General features: G+C 65.2%; 15 protein-coding genes and 1 tRNA gene. 9 read left to right on the forward strand and 7 right to left on the reverse strand.

The genetic code is table 11. The features are described 5' to 3' along the window. Window positions 1-26: 26 nt before the first annotated feature. The 3 genes from dinB to ACQR50_RS04345 are packed head-to-tail and all read left to right on the forward strand — an operon-like array spanning window position 27 to window position 2,523. Window positions 27-1,109 carry a DNA polymerase IV gene (gene dinB / locus ACQR50_RS04335; protein ID WP_428969932.1) on the forward strand — a complete coding sequence of 361 codons (1,083 nt, stop codon included), beginning with the start codon at window positions 27-29 and terminating at the stop codon, window positions 1,107-1,109. Continuing rightward, window positions 1,106-1,669 carry an alpha-ketoglutarate-dependent dioxygenase AlkB gene (locus ACQR50_RS04340; RefSeq protein ID WP_428969933.1) on the forward strand — a complete coding sequence of 188 codons (564 nt, stop codon included), beginning with the start codon at window positions 1,106-1,108 and terminating at the stop codon, window positions 1,667-1,669. The genes dinB and ACQR50_RS04340 overlap by 4 nt, the downstream gene beginning before the upstream one ends. A gap of 5 nt (window positions 1,670-1,674) precedes the next feature. After that, complete coding sequence (locus ACQR50_RS04345) at window positions 1,675-2,523, forward strand: exonuclease domain-containing protein (RefSeq protein WP_428969934.1); 849 nt, start codon at window positions 1,675-1,677, stop codon at window positions 2,521-2,523. A gap of 274 nt (window positions 2,524-2,797) precedes the next feature. Here ACQR50_RS04345 and ACQR50_RS04350 read toward each other — a convergent pair. Beyond that, window positions 2,798-2,872, reverse strand: a tRNA-Glu gene (locus tag ACQR50_RS04350). Between the two features lie 123 nt (window positions 2,873-2,995). Further along, complete coding sequence (locus tag ACQR50_RS04355) at window positions 2,996-4,369, reverse strand: class II 3-deoxy-7-phosphoheptulonate synthase (RefSeq protein ID WP_428969935.1); 1,374 nt, start codon at window positions 4,367-4,369, stop codon at window positions 2,996-2,998. Window positions 4,370-4,564: 195 nt separating this feature from the next. Between ACQR50_RS04355 and ACQR50_RS04360 the strand changes: the two genes are divergently transcribed. The 3 genes from ACQR50_RS04360 to ACQR50_RS04370 all read left to right on the forward strand — a co-directional run bounded on the left by ACQR50_RS04360 (window position 4,565) and on the right by ACQR50_RS04370 (window position 8,068). Further along, complete coding sequence (locus tag ACQR50_RS04360) at window positions 4,565-5,596, forward strand: M48 family metalloprotease (RefSeq protein WP_428969936.1); 1,032 nt, start codon at window positions 4,565-4,567, stop codon at window positions 5,594-5,596. Window positions 5,597-5,663: 67 nt separating this feature from the next. Next, window positions 5,664-7,532 carry a methyl-accepting chemotaxis protein gene (locus ACQR50_RS04365; RefSeq protein WP_428969937.1) on the forward strand — a complete coding sequence of 623 codons (1,869 nt, stop codon included), beginning with the start codon at window positions 5,664-5,666 and terminating at the stop codon, window positions 7,530-7,532. Window positions 7,533-7,753: 221 nt separating this feature from the next. After that, window positions 7,754-8,068, forward strand: coding sequence for a hypothetical protein (locus tag ACQR50_RS04370; RefSeq protein ID WP_056429960.1), 315 nt, complete (start codon window positions 7,754-7,756; stop codon window positions 8,066-8,068). A gap of 47 nt (window positions 8,069-8,115) precedes the next feature. Here ACQR50_RS04370 and cysS read toward each other — a convergent pair whose 3' ends face one another. Then, the gene (gene cysS / locus ACQR50_RS04375) at window positions 8,116-9,570 is read right to left on the reverse strand and encodes a cysteine--tRNA ligase (RefSeq protein WP_428969938.1); all 1,455 of its coding nucleotides are present in this window, start codon (window positions 9,568-9,570) and stop codon (window positions 8,116-8,118) included. 388 nt (window positions 9,571-9,958) lie between these two features. On the opposite strand from cysS, the gene rpsU reads away from it, so the two are divergent. After that, entirely contained in the window at window positions 9,959-10,165 is a 207-nt protein-coding gene (gene rpsU, locus ACQR50_RS04380; RefSeq protein ID WP_007404630.1) for a 30S ribosomal protein S21, read from the forward strand. 146 nt (window positions 10,166-10,311) lie between these two features. Beyond that, complete coding sequence (locus ACQR50_RS04385; protein ID WP_428969939.1) at window positions 10,312-10,887, forward strand: FKBP-type peptidyl-prolyl cis-trans isomerase; 576 nt, start codon at window positions 10,312-10,314, stop codon at window positions 10,885-10,887. Window positions 10,888-11,628: 741 nt separating this feature from the next. Here the strand turns inward: ACQR50_RS04385 and ACQR50_RS04390 are convergent. From ACQR50_RS04390 to wecB, 4 genes are all read right to left on the reverse strand, one after another. Beyond that, window positions 11,629-11,901, reverse strand: coding sequence for a hypothetical protein (locus ACQR50_RS04390; RefSeq protein WP_244489584.1), 273 nt, complete (start codon window positions 11,899-11,901; stop codon window positions 11,629-11,631). A gap of 161 nt (window positions 11,902-12,062) precedes the next feature. Next, window positions 12,063-12,767 (reverse strand): metallophosphoesterase family protein, encoded by a 705-nt coding sequence (locus ACQR50_RS04395; protein ID WP_428969940.1) that lies wholly within the window; start codon window positions 12,765-12,767, stop codon window positions 12,063-12,065. A 126-nt stretch (window positions 12,768-12,893) separates the two neighbouring features. Further along, on the reverse strand, window positions 12,894-14,156 hold the full coding sequence (wecC, locus tag ACQR50_RS04400; RefSeq protein ID WP_428969941.1) for a UDP-N-acetyl-D-mannosamine dehydrogenase: 1,263 nt from the start codon (window positions 14,154-14,156) through the stop codon (window positions 12,894-12,896). After that, window positions 14,140-15,270 carry a non-hydrolyzing UDP-N-acetylglucosamine 2-epimerase gene (wecB, locus tag ACQR50_RS04405; RefSeq protein ID WP_428969942.1) on the reverse strand — a complete coding sequence of 377 codons (1,131 nt, stop codon included), beginning with the start codon at window positions 15,268-15,270 and terminating at the stop codon, window positions 14,140-14,142. Before wecB ends, wecC begins: the two co-directional genes overlap by 17 nt. 113 nt (window positions 15,271-15,383) lie before the next feature. Here wecB and galU point away from each other — a divergent pair, with 113 nt between their 5' ends. Further along, a complete protein-coding gene (gene galU / locus ACQR50_RS04410) occupies window positions 15,384-16,244 on the forward strand; it encodes a UTP--glucose-1-phosphate uridylyltransferase GalU (RefSeq protein ID WP_428969943.1) in 861 nt (286 codons plus the stop codon). Window positions 16,245-16,390: the final 146 nt, after the last annotated feature.

Below are 16,390 nucleotides of genomic sequence, written 5' to 3' on the forward strand. Positions count from 1 at the left end.
GTTCCGAATGGGATAAGCTCCGCGGCATGGTCACGCGCAAGATCATTCACGTCGATATGGACGCCTTCTTTGCGTCGGTTGAGCAGCGCGATGATCCCAATCTTCGTGGGCGTCCCGTTGCGGTCGGCTCGGCCGCGGCGCGGGGCGTGGTCGCGGCGGCGAGTTATGAAGCGCGCAAGTTCGGCGTGCGGTCGGCCCTGCCGTCGGTAACGGCGCTGCGCCGTTGTCCGGACCTTCTCTTCGTGCGGCCGCGGTTCGAGGTTTACCGCGAGGTCTCCCGCCAGATCCACGCGGTCTTTGCTCGCTACACGGACCTGATCCAGCCGCTGTCGCTCGACGAGGCCTATCTCGACGTGACTGCTGACAAGCAGGGACTCGAGACGGCCTGGCGAACCGCCAAGGCGATCCGTGCCGACATCTTGGCAGAGACCAGGCTGACGGCGTCGGCTGGCATCTCGTACAACAAGTTCCTGGCCAAACTCGCGTCCGATCACCGTAAGCCCAATGGGCAGTTCGCGGTGACGCCGGAGATGGGTGCCGCATGGGTCGAGACGCTGCCGGTTGATCGCTTCCATGGTATTGGGCCGGTCACTGCCAGGAAAATGAAGAGCCTTGGTATCGAGACGGGTGCAGACCTGAGGGCGAAGCCCCTGGAGTTCCTGCAAGCGCATTTCGGCAGCTCGGCTCATTGGTATTATTCGATTGCGCGCGGAGAAGATGACCGGCCGGTCAATCCCAACCGGGTCCGCAAGTCATCCGGATCAGAGACGACGTTCGACCGTGACCTGGTCGAAGCAGCGGAGATCGAAGCGGGCGTCTTGCAAATGGCGGATGACGTCTGGCGATGGTGTGAGAGCCGACAGGCGTTTGGACGAACCGTGACGGTGAAGGTCAAATATGGCGACTTCCACCAGATCACGCGCAGGCGCAGCCAGCCGACGGTCGTGGCGACGCGAGATGCGCTGCACCGTGCCGCCCTTGAATTGATCCGATCGGTGTTGCCGACCCAGAAGGGTGTTCGGCTGGTCGGCGTGACGGTGTCGAATTTTGCTGACGCCCAAGCCACCACGGCCCCTGAACTGGCAATCTTTGCAGAGGCGGCAGCATGACCCTCGATCTGTTCGATACCCCCATCTTGCCCGGGCTTCGCACGCAGCCTGACCTGATCGACCAAGCCGAAGAGCAGATGCTGATCGCGCGCATCGACGCGGCCGATCTGACGCCGTTCCGTTTCCAGGGATGGACGGGCAAGCGTCTGACGACGTCATTTGGCTGGAGTTATGACTTTGAGGTGGGACGTCCAATCGAGGCGCCTCCGATCCCCGACTGGTTGCGTCCATTTCGGGAGCGAGTGGCGGTTTTCGGGCAGTTGGACCCCGAAGACCTGATCCAGGTGCTGCTGATCCGCTATGACCCGGGGGCGGGGATCGGATGGCATCGTGATCGACCGATTTATGGTCACGTCCTTGGGCTCTCACTTGGCGAGCCTGCGACCATGCGGTTTCGCCGCCGGCGAACTGGCGGATTTGAAAGAGCCGCCGCACCCTTGGAGCCGCGTGCGGCCTATCATCTGAGCGGGCCGGCCCGTCATGAATGGGAGCACAGCATCGTCGCTCTCGAGCGGCCGCGCTGGTCGATTACCTTCCGCAGTCTGGCAGCGCACCCGTGAGGCCTTTGCTCACGCCTTCGCTGAATGAGACTGATCCAGACTTCGTTGTGGTCGACGTAGAGACGGCTTGCTCCCGCGTCAGCAGCATCTGCCAGATCGGCATTGTCGGCTTCAAGGACGGGATCGAGACATTCGCGTATGAAACACTGATCGATCCACTGGACCATTTCTCATCGTTCAACACCCGCATCCACGGGATCACCAGTGATCATGTCGTCGGAGCGCCGACCTTCGGCGATGTACATTCGACCATCAATGCTCATCTGGCAGGCCGGATCACGGTTGCGCATTCCTTCTTCGACAAGGGCGCGCTCGGCGCCGCCTGCGCGATTCATCAGCGTGATGTAATCGGGACGACGTGGCTCGATAGCGTTCGCGTTGCGAAGCGGGCCTGGCCCGAACTGCCCAGCCATCGGCTGAACGTGCTGAGCAAGTTCCTGGGCATTCGGCACAAACATCACGATGCACTCAGTGACGCCCGCGCCGCTGGCATCGTGATCGTGCGCGCAATCGAGCATACCGGTATGGGCCTTTCCGGATGGCTCGCACCCGCAAGCACCCGACGCGGCCCGGCTCCCAAGGCAGCTGCGGATGGTCCCCTGAAAGGTGAGCGGGTGGCCCTACTGGGCGCTGCTCGAGATGGAAAACTGGCACGATGTCTGGCGGAAGCCGGGGCGCGGATCATGTCAGGGGTTGGTACCACCACAACGATGCTCGTCATCAGTGACGACCAACCCTTTGGCCGCTTTGTGTCAGGTCATGCCGAATATCGCCGCGCTGAAGAGATGCGGAAGCAAGGAGCATCGATCAAGATTGTGCGGGAGACGGAGATGCTAACCTGGATGCAGCGCTAAGCGAAATAGCTTGGTCGGGATCAGCGTGCTTTCGAGCGCGCTTCGGGCTTTCATCGATCGGAAAAGCGCCTCACGCTCGAAGCGTGGTCGCCGTTATGGGGCCCGGAACCACACTCGGATGCGAGACGCAATGGCATATCCGAATCGATAACCTTCGACCCAGGGCGGCTCATTTCGAACCATCACAGCCAGATTATTTTGGGGGACGAGATGATGTCGCTAATCGCACCATGTCCGCAAAAAGCGCAGATTTCTGCCACTCTTGTCTTGACAATGGTGACCCCTACGAGAATCGAACTCGTGTTTTCGCCGTGAGAGGGCGACGTCCTAACCGCTAGACGAAGGGGCCGTGCAGTGGAGGGGCGCTATTAGCGGGGGTGGGGTGGGGCGTCAAGCGCTTCCCCGCCGAAACCTTGATAAAAGTGAAAGGGGCGGGGCGACATGGTGTCGTCCCGCCCCTTTCCGGTATCGATCAAGCGGCGTCCTTGCGGCGCTCGGCCATTTCCTCGTTCAGCATTTCGGCCAGCAGGAAGGCCAGCTCCAGGCTCTGGCCCGCATTGAGGCGCGGGTCGCAATGGGTGTGGTAGCGGTCGGCCAGCGACTGCTCGGTCACGTCGATCGCACCGCCGGTGCATTCTGTCACGTTCTGGCCGGTCATCTCGGCATGGATGCCGCCCGCATGGGTGCCCTCGGCGCGGTGGACGGCGAAGAAGCCGCGCACTTCGGCCAGGATACGGTCGAAGGGGCGGGTCTTGTAACCGGTCGCCGCCTTGATCGTGTTGCCGTGCATCGGGTCGCAGGACCAGACCACCGGATGCCCCTCGCGCGTGACGGCGCGGACGAGCTTGGGTAGATGCGCCTCGATCTTGTCATGGCCATAGCGGGTAATGAGCGTCATGCGGCCGGGCACGCGGCCGGGGTTCAGCGTGTCGAGCATGCGCAACAGCGCCTCGGGCTCCAGGCTGGGGCCGCACTTCACGCCGATCGGGTTGCCGATGCCGCGCAGGAATTCGACATGCGACGAACCCTCGAACCGGGTGCGGTCGCCGATCCACAGGAAATGGGCCGAGGTGTCGTACCAGTCGCCGGTCAGCGAGTCCTGACGGGTCAGCGCCTGCTCATAGGGCAGCAACAGCGCCTCATGGCTGGTGTAGAAGCTGGTCTGCGCCAACTGGGGCACCGACGCCGGGTCGATGCCGCACGCCGCCATGAAGTCCAGCGCCTCGCCGATCCGGTCGGCCATCTCGCTATACTTCTGCGCCCAGGGGCTGCGGCCCATGAAGTCATGGGTCCAGCGGTGGACCTGGTGCAGATTGGCATAGCCGCCCTGCGCAAAGGCGCGCAGCAGGTTCAGCGTCGCCGCCGACTGGGCGTAGGAGCGCAGCATACGCTGGGGATCGGGAATTCGTGCTTCGGCGGTGAAGGCGATGTCGTTGACATTGTCGCCGCGATAGCTGGGCAGTTCCACGCCCCCCACGACCTCGGTATCGGCCGAGCGCGGCTTGGCGAACTGGCCCGCCATGCGACCCAGCTTCACCACCGGCAGCTTGGAGGCGAAGGTCAGGACGACCGCCATCTGCAGGATGACGCGGAAGGTGTCGCGAATGTTATTCGCGCTATGCTCGGCAAAGCTCTCGGCGCAGTCGCCGCCCTGGAGCAGGAAACCCCGGCCCTCGGCCACCTCGGCCAGTTCGGCGGTCAGGCTGCGCGCCTCGCCCGCAAAGACCAGCGGCGGATAGGTCGCCAGCGTCTTGGTCGCGGCGTCCAGCGCATTCTGGTCGGGATAGTGGGGAAGCTGGCGCGCTTCGGCGTTGGTCCAGCTGTCGGGGGCCCAGTTCGCGGCCATGATCGTCCTGCTCTTTCGTCTTCTTTGGTTTCGAGCATCGCCCATGCGCCGATTCGACCCCATACGCAATGAAGTTGGCGTTTGAGGCCCCCAAGTCGCGTGCTTTGTTGCGCCTGATACGAGTTTGCGCCGAACGGTGGCCGATTGCGGCAACCGGCTTTGCGGATTCGCGGCAGAGGCGGTAGCGGAGACGCGATGTCGCGTGCCTCCATCCTGTCGTCGGCGGTCGTCGCCCTGTCCGCCTTCCTGCTGTCGGTGCCGGACCAGGCGCCCGCGGCCCCCTTGGTGTCGGTCGAGAAGACCGACGACACCGCCTTGTTCGCGGCGATGCGGGACGCCGATCTGCGGTTGGCGGCGATCGCATGGAAGCTGGCGACGGCCAATGCCGCGATCTGTCCCGACCGGGCGCCGACCCCCGGCATCGTGATCCACGCGATCGACCAGTACGACCCGGGGGTACGCAAGGACCTGCCCGCGATCTTCGGCTTCGAGGGGCCGGTCGCGGTCGAGGCGGTGGTGCCGGGCAGCGCGGCGGCCAAGGCCGGAGTGCAGGCGAACGACACGATCGAGGCGGTCGACGGCAAGCCCTTCACGGTCAACCCGGCAGGCGCGTCGCAGGCGAACACCGCGACCCGCGATGCCGCGCAGCGCCAGATCGCCGCAGAGCCCGCCGACCGGCCGTTGCGCCTGACCCTGCTGCGCCAGGGGCGAAAGCGGGACGTGACGGTGCCGGCCCAGCCCGGTTGCCGGTCGCGTTTCGAGATGCTGATGGGGCCGGGGCTGACCGCGTCGGCGGACGGCGATATCGTCCAGATCGGCTCGCGCTTCTTCGAGCGGTTCGACGACCGGATGATCGCGGTCGTCGTCGCGCATGAATTCTCGCACAACATCCTGCACCATCGCGACCGGCTGGACGCGGCGGGGGTGAAGCGCGGCATCCTGTCGGAGTTCGGGCGCAACGGGCGGCTGTTCCGCCAGACCGAAACCGAGGCGGACCTGCTGGGCGTCAACCTGATGCGCAACGCGGGTTACGATCCGCAGGATGCGGTCCGCTTCTGGCGCGAGCATGGCGGCGAGGTCGATGGCGGCATCTTCCGCAGCCGGACACACCCGTCCTCCTCGGCGCGGGCCGATGCCGTCGCGGCCGAGATCGCGGCCATCCCGGCAGGTGCGCCGACGCCCTATCGCCCGCCGCTGCTCGACCGAACAGGGGCGGCATTACAATAGGATGGAAGTGTAGGCATTTAACCAACCGTTTGTAGTTGGGGGACTATGCCCGATCAAAATCGCGGACATGACAGCCCGCGATGTGTCGGGAATCGTCATGCTTTCATCCTTGCCCATACCGAAGAAGATCGGCCTGTCCTTCGCGCTCGTCATCATGACGGTCTTCGTCATGATCGGCGTGCTGTGGTGGGCGTTCGCCCGCATTCAGGCGACGACGACGGAAAGCAGCCACGCCCAGGACATCTATGGCTACACGCTGGAGATGGAGGGCGGGGTCCAGCGCGAAAACAGCCAGATGCGCGGCTTCCTGATCACCTCCGACGAAGCCTATCTGAAGCAGTATTTCGAGTCGCGCGCGACCGAGATACAGTCCGCGTCCAAGCTCGACGCGCTACTGGAAAATGATCCGAAGGCCCGGGCGGAGGTCGCCCGGTCGCACGAGCATATGCAGGAATGGCGCCGCACGATCGGTGATCCGCTGATCGAACGCAGTCGCACCGACCGTGAAGGCGCGCAGCAATGGCTCCGCGACAATAGCGAGCGGGTTCGGGTCACCTCGGTCCTTCAGGCGCTGCGCGATGTCCGGGCGCAGACCGTCGCGGAATTGAAGAGCGTGCGGGCCGCACGGAAGACGGCGCTGCTGACCGGGAAATGGAGCCTGGCCGTCGGGGCGGTGGTGATGATTGGTGTCGCGGCGGCGATGGCGATGCTGTTGTCGCGTGCGCTGGGGCGGCCGATCGTCCGGCTGACCGGGATCATGGAAGCCTTGTCGCGCGGTCGTAACGATATCGCCGTCCCCGATGCCGACCGGGGCGATGAACTGGGCAGCATGTCGCGGGCCGTCGTCGTGTTCCGCGACGCGGCCGTCGCCAAGGCGCGGGCGGATGCCGAGCAGAATGAGGTGGTCGACCGGATCGGCGGCGCGCTGGGCCAGTTGGCCGATTCGGACCTGACGGCCCGGCTTTCGGGTTTCCCGCCTTCCTATGCGGCGATCGAGCGTGACTTCAACACGGCCGTCTCGCGTCTGTCGGGCTCGCTGGGCGCGGTACGGGTCAATGCCGCCGGGATCAGCAGCGGCGCGGTGGAGATGAACGAAGCCGCTGACGACCTGGCCCGCCGTGCCGAGCAGCAGGCGGCGAGCATCGAGGAAACCTCGGCCGCGATGAACGAGATCGCCCAGTCGGTGACGGCGGCGGCGACCAAGGCCCAGTCGGCCGAGGGCATCGTCCGCAAGGCGAGCAGCGACGTCGCCAATAGCGAGGCGATCGTCCGGCGCACCGTGTCGGCGATCGGCGACATCGAACGCTCGTCCAACGAGATTGCCGAGATCATCGCGGTGATCGACGGCCTGTCCTTCCAGACGAACCTGCTGGCGCTGAATGCGGGCGTCGAGGCGGCGCGGGCGGGCGATGCGGGCAAGGGCTTTGCCGTCGTCGCCTCGGAAGTGCGCGCGCTCGCCGAACGCTCGGCGGAAGCGGCGCGCGACATCAGCGCCCGCATCACGACCACGGTCGAGCGGGTGCGCAGCGGCGTGGAACTGGCCAACAAGACCGACGAGTCGCTGCGCCTGATCGCTACGGGCATGCACGACATCAGCGGCCTGGTCGAATCGATCGCGGGCGGGGCGTCGGAACAGGCGACGAGCATCCAGCAGGTCAATCTGGCGATCAACGACATGGACGGCGTGACCCAGGCCAATGCCGCGATGGTCGAGGAAGTGACCGCCGCCGTCCGCGCGCTGTCCGCCGAAGCCCGTGCGCTGGAGGAGCAGGTCAACCGCTTCCGCGTCGACGAGATGGTGATGGCACCGGTCGTGTCGGTCGCTCCCATGCGCCGCCCGCCCGCCCCGGCGCCCGCACCGGTGCGGCGTGCGCCGAGCCCGGTTCAGGGCAATCTTGCCGTGAAGCACGATGACGACGACTGGAGCAGCTTCTGATCGCCCACCGACATCGCTGCATGGCCAGGGAGCCGATTGGCATTGGACCGTGCCCTTCTTCCCTCGCCCCTCATAGGGGGGAGAGGGCAGAAAGCAGGGCGGCCTGATAGGTCCACGATCCCACCCGACAGGTCGCGGGCCTTCTTACATTTCAACGCGGGGCCGGGGCCCCATGCGGCGCGGGGATTGTAAGTCGGGTCCTGCCGGGGCAAGCGGCGGCCATGGATATTCCCCAACGCTATGCCGATTTCATCCAGTGGATCGGTGACGGCACCGGCATGGCCGACAGCCTGTTGCACGTTCATGCAGGCATGGCGGTGCTGTTCCTGGCGCGCATCCTGACCCGCAAATCGCTGGCCACGCCGATCCCGCTCGCCTGCGTCGCGCTGGCCGAGGCGGCGAACGAGATCCTCGACCGGCTGCATTACGGGTCGTGGCGCTGGACCGACACGCTGGGCGACATCGCCAACACGATGTTCTGGCCGACCGTGCTGTTCATCGGCCTGAGGATGCGATCCCCGCGCGGACGGCGCTGAGCGGTATTTCTACAATTCCTCCCCTGAAAGGGGAGGAATAGGTCTTATCAACCTTCCGGCAGCACCGGCTTCCAGTCCCAGCCCAGCGGGTCGCCGTCCATCACCTCGACCCCGGCGGCGAGCAGCGTGTCGCGAATCGCGTCGCTCTTGGCGAAATCCTTGTCCGCCCGCGCCGCGCGACGCTCGACCAGTTGCGCCTCGATCTCCGACTCGTCCAGCGTGGCGGTCCGGGGCCGGGTGCGCAGGTCGGCGCGGGTCAGCGTCGTCAGTTGCAGCCCCAATGTCGCATCGAAATCGGTCAGCGCGGCGAGTCGCACGCCGGGCGACAGCTTCTTGTCGCCCAGCATCTCGTCCAGCACGGGCAGCGCGCGGGGCGTCGCCAGATCGTCGGACAGCGCGGCGTCCAGCCGCTCGCGATAGGGGGCGGCATCGCCCTTCCCGGGCGCATCGGCGCGGGCGCGAAGCCCCTCGACCGTCTGGACGAGGCGCTTGAGCCGCACCTGCGCGGCCGCCAGGCCATCCCAGCCGAACTCCATCTCCGAGCGGTAATGTGCCTGCAGGCACATCAGGCGATAGGCGAGCGGGTGGAAGCCACGATCCATCAGCGCCTGGAGCGTCAGGAACTCGCCCGACGACTTGGACATCTTGCCGGTGCGGTCGACCAGGAAATTGTTGTGCATCCAGATATTGGCGCCGCTGTCGGGGGTGCAGCTGTGCGCCTGGTTCTGGGCGATTTCGTTGGGGTGGTGAATCTCGCGGTGGTCGATGCCGCCGGTATGGATGTCGAACTGCGCACCCAGATACTGTTTGCTCATCACCGAGCATTCCAGATGCCAGCCCGGCGCGCCCGGACCCCAGGGGCTGTCCCATTCCATCTGGCGATTTTCGCCCGGCGCGGAGGCGCGCCAGATGGCGAAGTCAGCCGGGTGGCGCTTGCCCGCGACCGGATCGATGCGGCTTTCGCCCTCGTCGTCCTGATGCCGGGCGAGACGGCCATAATCGGGCACGGTCGTGACGTCGAAATACAGGCCGTCGGGCAGGCGGTAGCAATGCTTCGCCTCGATCGCCTTGGCGAAGTCGATCATCTGCGGGACATGCTCGGTCGCCAGCGGGAAGCGGGTGGGCTCGGCAATGCCCAGATCCTTCAGGTTGCGCTTGAAGGCGTCGGTGTAATGCGCGGCGATCGCCCAGATATCCTGGCCGCTCTTCCTGGCGGCCGCCTCCATCTTGTCGTCGCCCGCATCGGCGTCGGAGGTCAGATGGCCGACATCGGTGATGTTGATGATGTGGGTGAGCGGCCAGCCCTTCCACCGCAGCACGCGCGACAGCGTGTCGGTGAAGACATAGGCGCGCAGATTGCCGATATGCGCATAATTGTAGACCGTCGGCCCGCAGGAATAGACGCGCACGTTGGCCGGATCGATCGGCCGGAACGTCTCGGCCATGCGGGTCAGGCTGTTGTACAGGGTCAGAGGCGTGGCGGGGGAAGCGGGGACGGTCATGGCGCTTGCCTTAGCCATCTCGGCTCCGGCCCGAAAGAGGCCCCGGTCCGGCGGGTACCGGACCGGGGCTGGCGCGGTGACAGGGGAGGCACCGTGCCGTTTCGTTCCTGAGCCTCAAAGGCCCGTGAACATGTCAGGGTGCCCGGCATACGGGAGTTAGCCGGACAGCGAGGCTTCTAGGGGGCGGGGGATCACCGCAGCATGGCCGCCACATGACAAGCGCGTTCATATCCGGCACTTCGGCGCCGAGCGGAGGATGCCGTGCGGCAGAGCGATTTGCGATCCGACGGGTTGTAATCGGACGACCGCGCTGCTAGGAGCGCCCGACGATGCGGCCACAGTTGTTCTGCGGCCGCTTTATCCTGTTTTGCCGGAGCAATTCGTTTTTATGCAGATCATCGTTCGCGACAACAATGTGGATCAGGCCCTTCGCGCGCTCAAGAAGAAGCTGCAGCGGGAAGGCGTGTATCGCGAAATGAAGCTCCGTCGCCATTACGAGAAGCCCTCGGAAAAGCGCGCTCGTGAGCGTGCTGCGGCGGTGCGTCGTGCCCGCAAGCTGGAGCGCAAGCGCGCCGAGCGCGACGGCGCACGGTAAGCGTCTCGCCGGGCGGCACCGTGACCCTCTCGCATCTGGCGGAGGGCGCAGCGCGGCCCGGCACCGGCCGAATCGCATGAGGCGAATCGGCCCGCGCTTCGAGCGCCGCATTCCCTGAACGCCCACGCACAGAGCGAGAAACAGGCATGTCCGTAACCGCTGTTCCCCTTCGTCCCGTCCGGCGTTCCTATCTGGTCTGGATATGGGTTGCGGTGGTGGCGGCCGTGATCGCCGCTGCCTTGCTGGCGCGGCAGGGCGATGCCGCCCTAGTGCGTGAGGCGCGCGGCGCTGGCGTCATGACGACTGCGTCTGGTCTTCAGTACAAGGTGATCGAGCCTGGTCAGGGCGGTGCGCACCCGACGGCGACCGACGTGGCGCTGGTTAACTATACCGGCCGCCTGATCGACGGCACCGTCTTCGACGCCTCGAAGCAGCCGACCCCGATGCCGCTGTCGAGCGTGCTGCCCGGCTTTGCCGAAGCGCTGAAGCTGATGCCCAAGGGTTCGAAGTATCGTTTCTGGCTGCCTGCCAAGCTCGGCTATGGCGACCATGCGAATGGCCCGATCCCGGCCAATTCGGAACTGGTGTTCGACGTCGAGATGATCGACTTCATCCCCGAATCGGTCCTGCGCCAGATGCAGGCGCAGCAGTCGATGATGGGCGGCGCGGGTGGTCCTGGCGGGATGCCCGGCGGTGCTCCCGGCGCACCGTCGCCCCGCTAAGGGCGATACTGAACCCCAAGCGTTTCCCATCGGATCGAGATCGCCGGAGCCCCACAGGGTTCCGGCGATTTTGCGTTTTAGGCTTGGCTTGGGGCCACGGCATGCCGGGCGAGCGACGATGTCGCCCACACCCGGCGTGCATCTCAGGGGTTTGGCCTCAGAGGGCTTGCTGTAATAGCCGGATATTCGCCCCGTACACTCGATTCGGCGAAGGTTGTGGTCGGTTCCTACCGGGGTTGTTACCGCCGATCCTGCTTATTGTGTGAGGGAGATGGCCGTAATCGGGCTCGATCATCTGCGTCGCGCAGGCAGGGAGCCATATGACCAGCGCTCATGGGGAAGCTCCACCCCGACCTATTCCTGAAAGGGAGAGGCTTACTCCCATCAAGGCCAGGTCCGCGCCCTTTGAGAAGTGGCCGATGACCCGGATCTTGTAGAGGCCGCTCGTGAGGGAGCATGCTTGACGATAACCCTGATGCTTCGTCCGCCCCAGACACCTCCTGCACCCCGCTATGCGCTGATACCCAACGCGCTTGATTAGCGGATCATCATATCCGTTCGGCGTCGAATGCGTAGGGTCAGGGCCGACCGCGCGTCGGTGAGAGCGTCGGCGGTCCCGATATGTCGGTCTTGCATATCGGGCCGTATTTTCCCGATGGGGCAAACCAATCCCATCTTCACCAGACAAAAAAATAGCGGCCCGAAGGCCGCTATTCCTTTCAGCCGTGAGGCTGAAGCAACTTAGTTGCTGTCGGCCGAATCGTCCGAGTCGGCGACAACAACGATGCCGGCGACGACGGCAGCAGCCGCCAGAACGGCGACGAGGATGCCACCGCCGGCCAGGCCGTTCTTCTTGGCAGCCGGAGCCGACGCGCGGACCGACTTCGAAACCGAAAGGCTGGCAGCCGGGTTCGCAGCCATCGCCGGAGCAACGGTCATCGAAACGGCGGCAGCGGCGACGAGAAACTTCCCAAGACGCATGTCTAACTCCCTTAAAAATGTCAGCAGGGCCATGGCACGCAAGCCGTCCCAAGGCAACCCTACTAACGAGTATGGGACAGATATGCTCCCACACTGATGCGGCAATGCAACATTACTTTACCGCCCTGCGGCTATACGTTGCTTTGCCGCTCAACGGAATGCCCCCGCAAACGTTTCGCCTCAGTAAAGAGACATCAGGTGGAAAAAATCTCTCGTGCCTGATCTTCCAACATCAGCGCGGTCAGACGGTCGCTCTGATAGGCGCCGGTGTCGATTCCGATGCGATGCGGCAGGATTTCTGCCTCTTCGGCTACCGTATGGCCATGCACGACCATCTTCTCCAGGGGCGCGCGGTGATCCAGAAAAGGATCGCGAATCCAACGTGTTTCGGCCAGCTTCTGCTCGGCGATCGGGATGCCGGGGCGGATGCCCGCATGGACAAAGGCATAGTCGCCCAGAACCATGATCTCCTTGAGGTTCGACAGGAACACCTGGTGCTCGTGCGGCACCACGGCCTTCAGCCGGTCGGCAACCTCGTTGTAATCGAGCCGTTCATAATCCTCGCTCGAGACGCCGTAGCTGAGCATCGTCTCGCGCCCGCCGATTCGGCAGAAGAGACGCAACGCCTTGTCGTCGCCGTCGATCGCGCGGAGGAAAATCTCCTCATGATTGCCCATCAGGCAATGGACGCGGCGATCGTCCACGCTGAGTTGGCGGATGCGCTCCACGACTCCGGCCGAATCGGGGCCGCGATCGACCAGATCGCCCAGGAAGATGATGTGGCGTTCGGCGGGCGGGCGCGCGGCGTGATCTGCCTCGATCCGGGTCAGGATGGCGTCGAGCAGGTCCAGCCGACCATGGATATCGCCGACGGCATAGACCCGAAGACCGGGCACCATGGCGGGTACGAAATCAGGAACGCGCTTTCGTAGGTTCAACAGCTTGGCAAGCATGGATGGTTTGATATCCGCTATAGGCGGTTGTGCTTAGTCCCGACCATGTGCTCGCGCAATGCGACGTGGGCCTCAGCTCTGGTCGGGCCAGAGCCCGCGCGTGTCCAGAACGGTCTTGCCCCGCCGCTCGTCGAGCGGAACGGATCGGAAAATGTCGTGGTCGACCAGAACGATCATCGCTTCGCAAGTTTCCAGCGCGGTGTCGATATCGATCAGCTGTGCGCCCGTCCCGTCAAAGGCACGGGGCAGGGTCGTGGCATAGGGCTCGACGATATGGACGCGCTCGCCGAACCGGGCGGCAAGGGCGGCCGCGACCTTCAGCGCGGGGCTTTCGCGGAAGTCGTCGATATTGGCCTTGAAGGCGAGGCCCAGACAGGCGACCGGCCCGTCCTGCGCCTCGATCATCGCGGCGGCGCGGGCGATGATATGATCGGTCTTGCCGTCGTTCACTTCACGCGCGGTGCGGATCAGCGGCGTGTTGGCCGGGTCGGCGGCGACCAGGAACCAGGGGTCGACCGCGATACAATGTCCGCCGACGCCGGGGCCGGGCGACAGGATGTTGACGCGCGGATGGCGATTGGCCAGCCGGATCACTTCCCATACATCGACCCCCAACGTGTCTGCCACCAGGCTGAGTTCGTTGGCGAAGGCGATGTTGACGTCGCGAAAGGCGTTCTCGGTCAGCTTGGTCATTTCGGCCGCGCGCGCGGTCGTGGTGACGCACGCGCCGCGCACGAAGCGCCGGTAAAAGGCCAGAGCCTTGCGCGCGCAGCGCGGCGTGATGCCGCCGATGACGCGGTCATTGTCGATCAGCTCGACCAGGATACGCCCCGGCAAAACGCGTTCCGGGCAATAGGCGATGGCGAGATCGGCCTGCTCGCCCGGCCGGGTGGCGCCCGGCAGCTTCAGGTCCGGGCGTTCGCGCGCGATCAGGTCGCGGACCTGTTCGGTCGTGCCGACGGGCGACGTCGACTCCAGGATCACCGTGTCGCCGGTCTTCAGCACCGGCGCGATCGCCCGTGCGGCATCCAGGACGAAGGTGATGTCGGGCTGGCGATCCTCGGTGAAGGGAGTCGGCACCGCGATGACGAAGACATCGGCCGGAGCGACGGTCAACGAGGCCTTCAGGCTGCCGCGCGCGACCACGCCCGATACCAGGCCGTCCAGATCGACCTCCTCGATATGGACGCGGCCCGAATTGATCGTCTCGACGACCGAGGGGGTGACGTCGACGCCGGTCACCATCGCGCCGGTCCGCGCGATGATCGCGGCGGTGGGCAGGCCGATATAGCCCAGCCCCATCACCGTGACCGAGAGTTCAGAGTCCAAGGGCATGGGTCATGATCCTGTTGATCTGCTCGGCGGTATTCCCTGCGCCGAACGGGTTGTGCGCGCGCGCCATGGCGGCATAACGGTCTGTATCGTCGAGCAACGCGAAGACTTCCGCGGCGATCCGGTCCTCGTCGGTACCGATCAGCCGGGCCGTACCCGCCGCCACGCCTTCGGGACGTTCGGTCGTCTCGCGCATGACGAGCACCGGCTTGCCGAGCGCAGGGGCTTCCTCCTGCACGCCGCCCGAGTCGGTCAGCACGATATGCGCGGCGTCCAGCGCACGGACGAATTGCGGATAGTCGAGCGGCGCGATGCGCGCGATGGCGGGATGGTCGCCCAATATCTCGTCCATCACCGCCACGACATTGGGGTTGGGGTGCATCGGGAAGAGGATGCCGACATCCTCCCGCTCGGCGATCCGGCGCAGCGCACGGGCGATCGCGGCCATGCCGTCGCCGAAATTCTCGCGCCGATGGGTCGTGACCAGCAGGACCCGCTTGCCCGCGAGCCGCGCCAGCACGGGATCGAGGCCCGACGCCAGCGTCGGATCGACGGCGATCCGTGCCCTGGTCCAGTGGAGGGCATCGATCACGCTGTTGCCGGTCACATGGACCCGGGCCGGATCGATCCCCTCGGCGCGCAGCGCGGCGGCGGCGGTTTCGGTCGGCGCGAAGTGCAGTTCGGCGATCGGCGCGATCATCCGCCGGTTCACCTCTTCGGGCCAGGGCTGATAGATATCGCCTGAGCGCAGCCCCGCCTCGACATGGGCGACCGGGATCTTGCGGTAATAGGCGGCCAGCGCCCCGGCCATGGCGGTCGCGGTATCGCCCTGCACGACGACCATGGCGGGACGCTCGCTATCCATCACCTCGCCCAGCCCGGTCAGCAGCCGCGCGGTCAGCCGGTCGAGCGATTGGCCCGGTTCCATCAGGTCCAGATCGTGATCGGGGACGAGCCCGGCGATATCCAGCACCTGGTCCAACATCCCGCGATGCTGCGCGGTAACGCAGACCCGGACCGGCACCGCTCCCGAATCACGCAAGGCCCTGACAACAGGGAACAGTTTGATCGCTTCCGGCCTTGTGCCGAAGATGATGAGGATCGGGGGGCGCGTCATCGTGCGATTCGTAACCTGTCGCTTTTAAGGACATCCTAACCGCATCCCGCTGGCGCGAGGCTATGTTGCGCTGCACGATGCGGCTAGAGGCAGATTGATTCAGGGAGTGTTTCATGACGATCAAGAAGGTTCGCAAGGCTGTTTTTCCGGTGGCCGGTCTGGGGACGCGCTTTCTGCCCGCGACCAAGTCGATGCCGAAGGAAATGCTGACCGTCGTCGACAAGCCGTTGATTCAGTATGCCGTCGAGGAAGCGCTGGAAGCGGGGATCGAGCAGATCATCTTCGTCACCGGTCGCGGCAAGGGCGCGCTGGAGGATCATTTCGACATCTCCTACGAACTCGAAGCCACGATGAAGGCGCGCGGCAAGAGCCTCGCCGTGATCGAGGGCATCCGCCAGAAGCCGGGCAGCCCCGTCTATGTCCGCCAGCAGGAGCCGCTGGGCCTGGGCCATGCGGTGTGGTGCGCGCGTGAGATCGTCGGCGACGAGCCCTTCGCGGTGCTGCTGCCCGACGAACTGATGGTCGGCGGCTTCATGAAGCAGATGGTCGAGGCCTATGACCAGGTCGACGGCAACGTCATCGGCGCACTGGAAGTGCCCGACAGCGAGACCGACAAATACGGCATCATCTCGCCCGGCAAGCAGGACGGTCGCCTGACCGAAGTGACCGCGCTGGTCGAAAAGCCCAAGGGCAAGGCGCCGTCGAACCTGATGATCCCCGGCCGCTACATCCTGCAGCCCGAGGTCATGCAGATCCTCGACGCGCAGGAGCCGGGCGCGGGCGGCGAAATCCAGCTGACCGACGCGATGGCCAAGCTGATCGGCAACCAGCCCTTCCATGGCTTCACCTTCGATGGGCAGCGTTACGACTGCGGCGACAAGGCGGGCTGGCTGACGGCGAACCTGGCGCTGGGTCTGGCGCGTGAGGACATCGGTCCGGCGGTGCGCGAGTTCGCGACGAAGCTGCTCGGCTGATTTCAGTTTTCCGAGTTGACGAAGGGGGCGGGGCCGAAAGGCCACCGCCCCTTTTTCATTCCTCCCCTGCAAGGGGAGGGGAACCAGTGAAGCTGGTGGAGGGGTGTAGCCGGTTGCGAGTGAGACCCGCTCTCGCCGAGCGCGAC

Origin of the sequence: Sphingomonas sp. Xoc002 (genome assembly GCF_050408055.1) — a bacterium.
GTDB lineage: Bacteria > Pseudomonadota > Alphaproteobacteria > Sphingomonadales > Sphingomonadaceae > Sphingomonas > Sphingomonas yabuuchiae.

Excerpts from the sequence above, each read along its gene's own strand:
- ACQR50_RS04360 (WP_428969936.1), top strand. The coding sequence starts at position 4,565 with ATGTCGCGTGCCTCCATCCTGTCGTCGGCGGTCGTCGCCCTGTCCGCC.
- wecC (WP_428969941.1), bottom strand. The coding sequence starts at position 14,156 with ATGCCCTTGGACTCTGAACTCTCGGTCACGGTGATGGGGCTGGGCTAT.
- galU (WP_428969943.1), top strand. The coding sequence starts at position 15,384 with ATGACGATCAAGAAGGTTCGCAAGGCTGTTTTTCCGGTGGCCGGTCTG.
- wecB (WP_428969942.1), bottom strand. The coding sequence starts at position 15,270 with ATGACGCGCCCCCCGATCCTCATCATCTTCGGCACAAGGCCGGAAGCG.
- ACQR50_RS04365 (WP_428969937.1), top strand. The coding sequence starts at position 5,664 with ATGACAGCCCGCGATGTGTCGGGAATCGTCATGCTTTCATCCTTGCCC.
- ACQR50_RS04340 (WP_428969933.1), top strand. The coding sequence starts at position 1,106 with ATGACCCTCGATCTGTTCGATACCCCCATCTTGCCCGGGCTTCGCACG.
- ACQR50_RS04370 (WP_056429960.1), top strand. The coding sequence starts at position 7,754 with ATGGATATTCCCCAACGCTATGCCGATTTCATCCAGTGGATCGGTGAC.
- ACQR50_RS04395 (WP_428969940.1), bottom strand. The coding sequence starts at position 12,767 with ATGGTGCCCGGTCTTCGGGTCTATGCCGTCGGCGATATCCATGGTCGG.
- dinB (WP_428969932.1), top strand. The coding sequence starts at position 27 with ATGGTCACGCGCAAGATCATTCACGTCGATATGGACGCCTTCTTTGCG.
- ACQR50_RS04390 (WP_244489584.1), bottom strand. The coding sequence starts at position 11,901 with ATGGCCCTGCTGACATTTTTAAGGGAGTTAGACATGCGTCTTGGGAAG.
- ACQR50_RS04385 (WP_428969939.1), top strand. The coding sequence starts at position 10,312 with ATGTCCGTAACCGCTGTTCCCCTTCGTCCCGTCCGGCGTTCCTATCTG.
- ACQR50_RS04355 (WP_428969935.1), bottom strand. The coding sequence starts at position 4,369 with ATGGCCGCGAACTGGGCCCCCGACAGCTGGACCAACGCCGAAGCGCGC.
- cysS (WP_428969938.1), bottom strand. The coding sequence starts at position 9,570 with ATGACCGTCCCCGCTTCCCCCGCCACGCCTCTGACCCTGTACAACAGC.
- rpsU (WP_007404630.1), top strand. The coding sequence starts at position 9,959 with ATGCAGATCATCGTTCGCGACAACAATGTGGATCAGGCCCTTCGCGCG.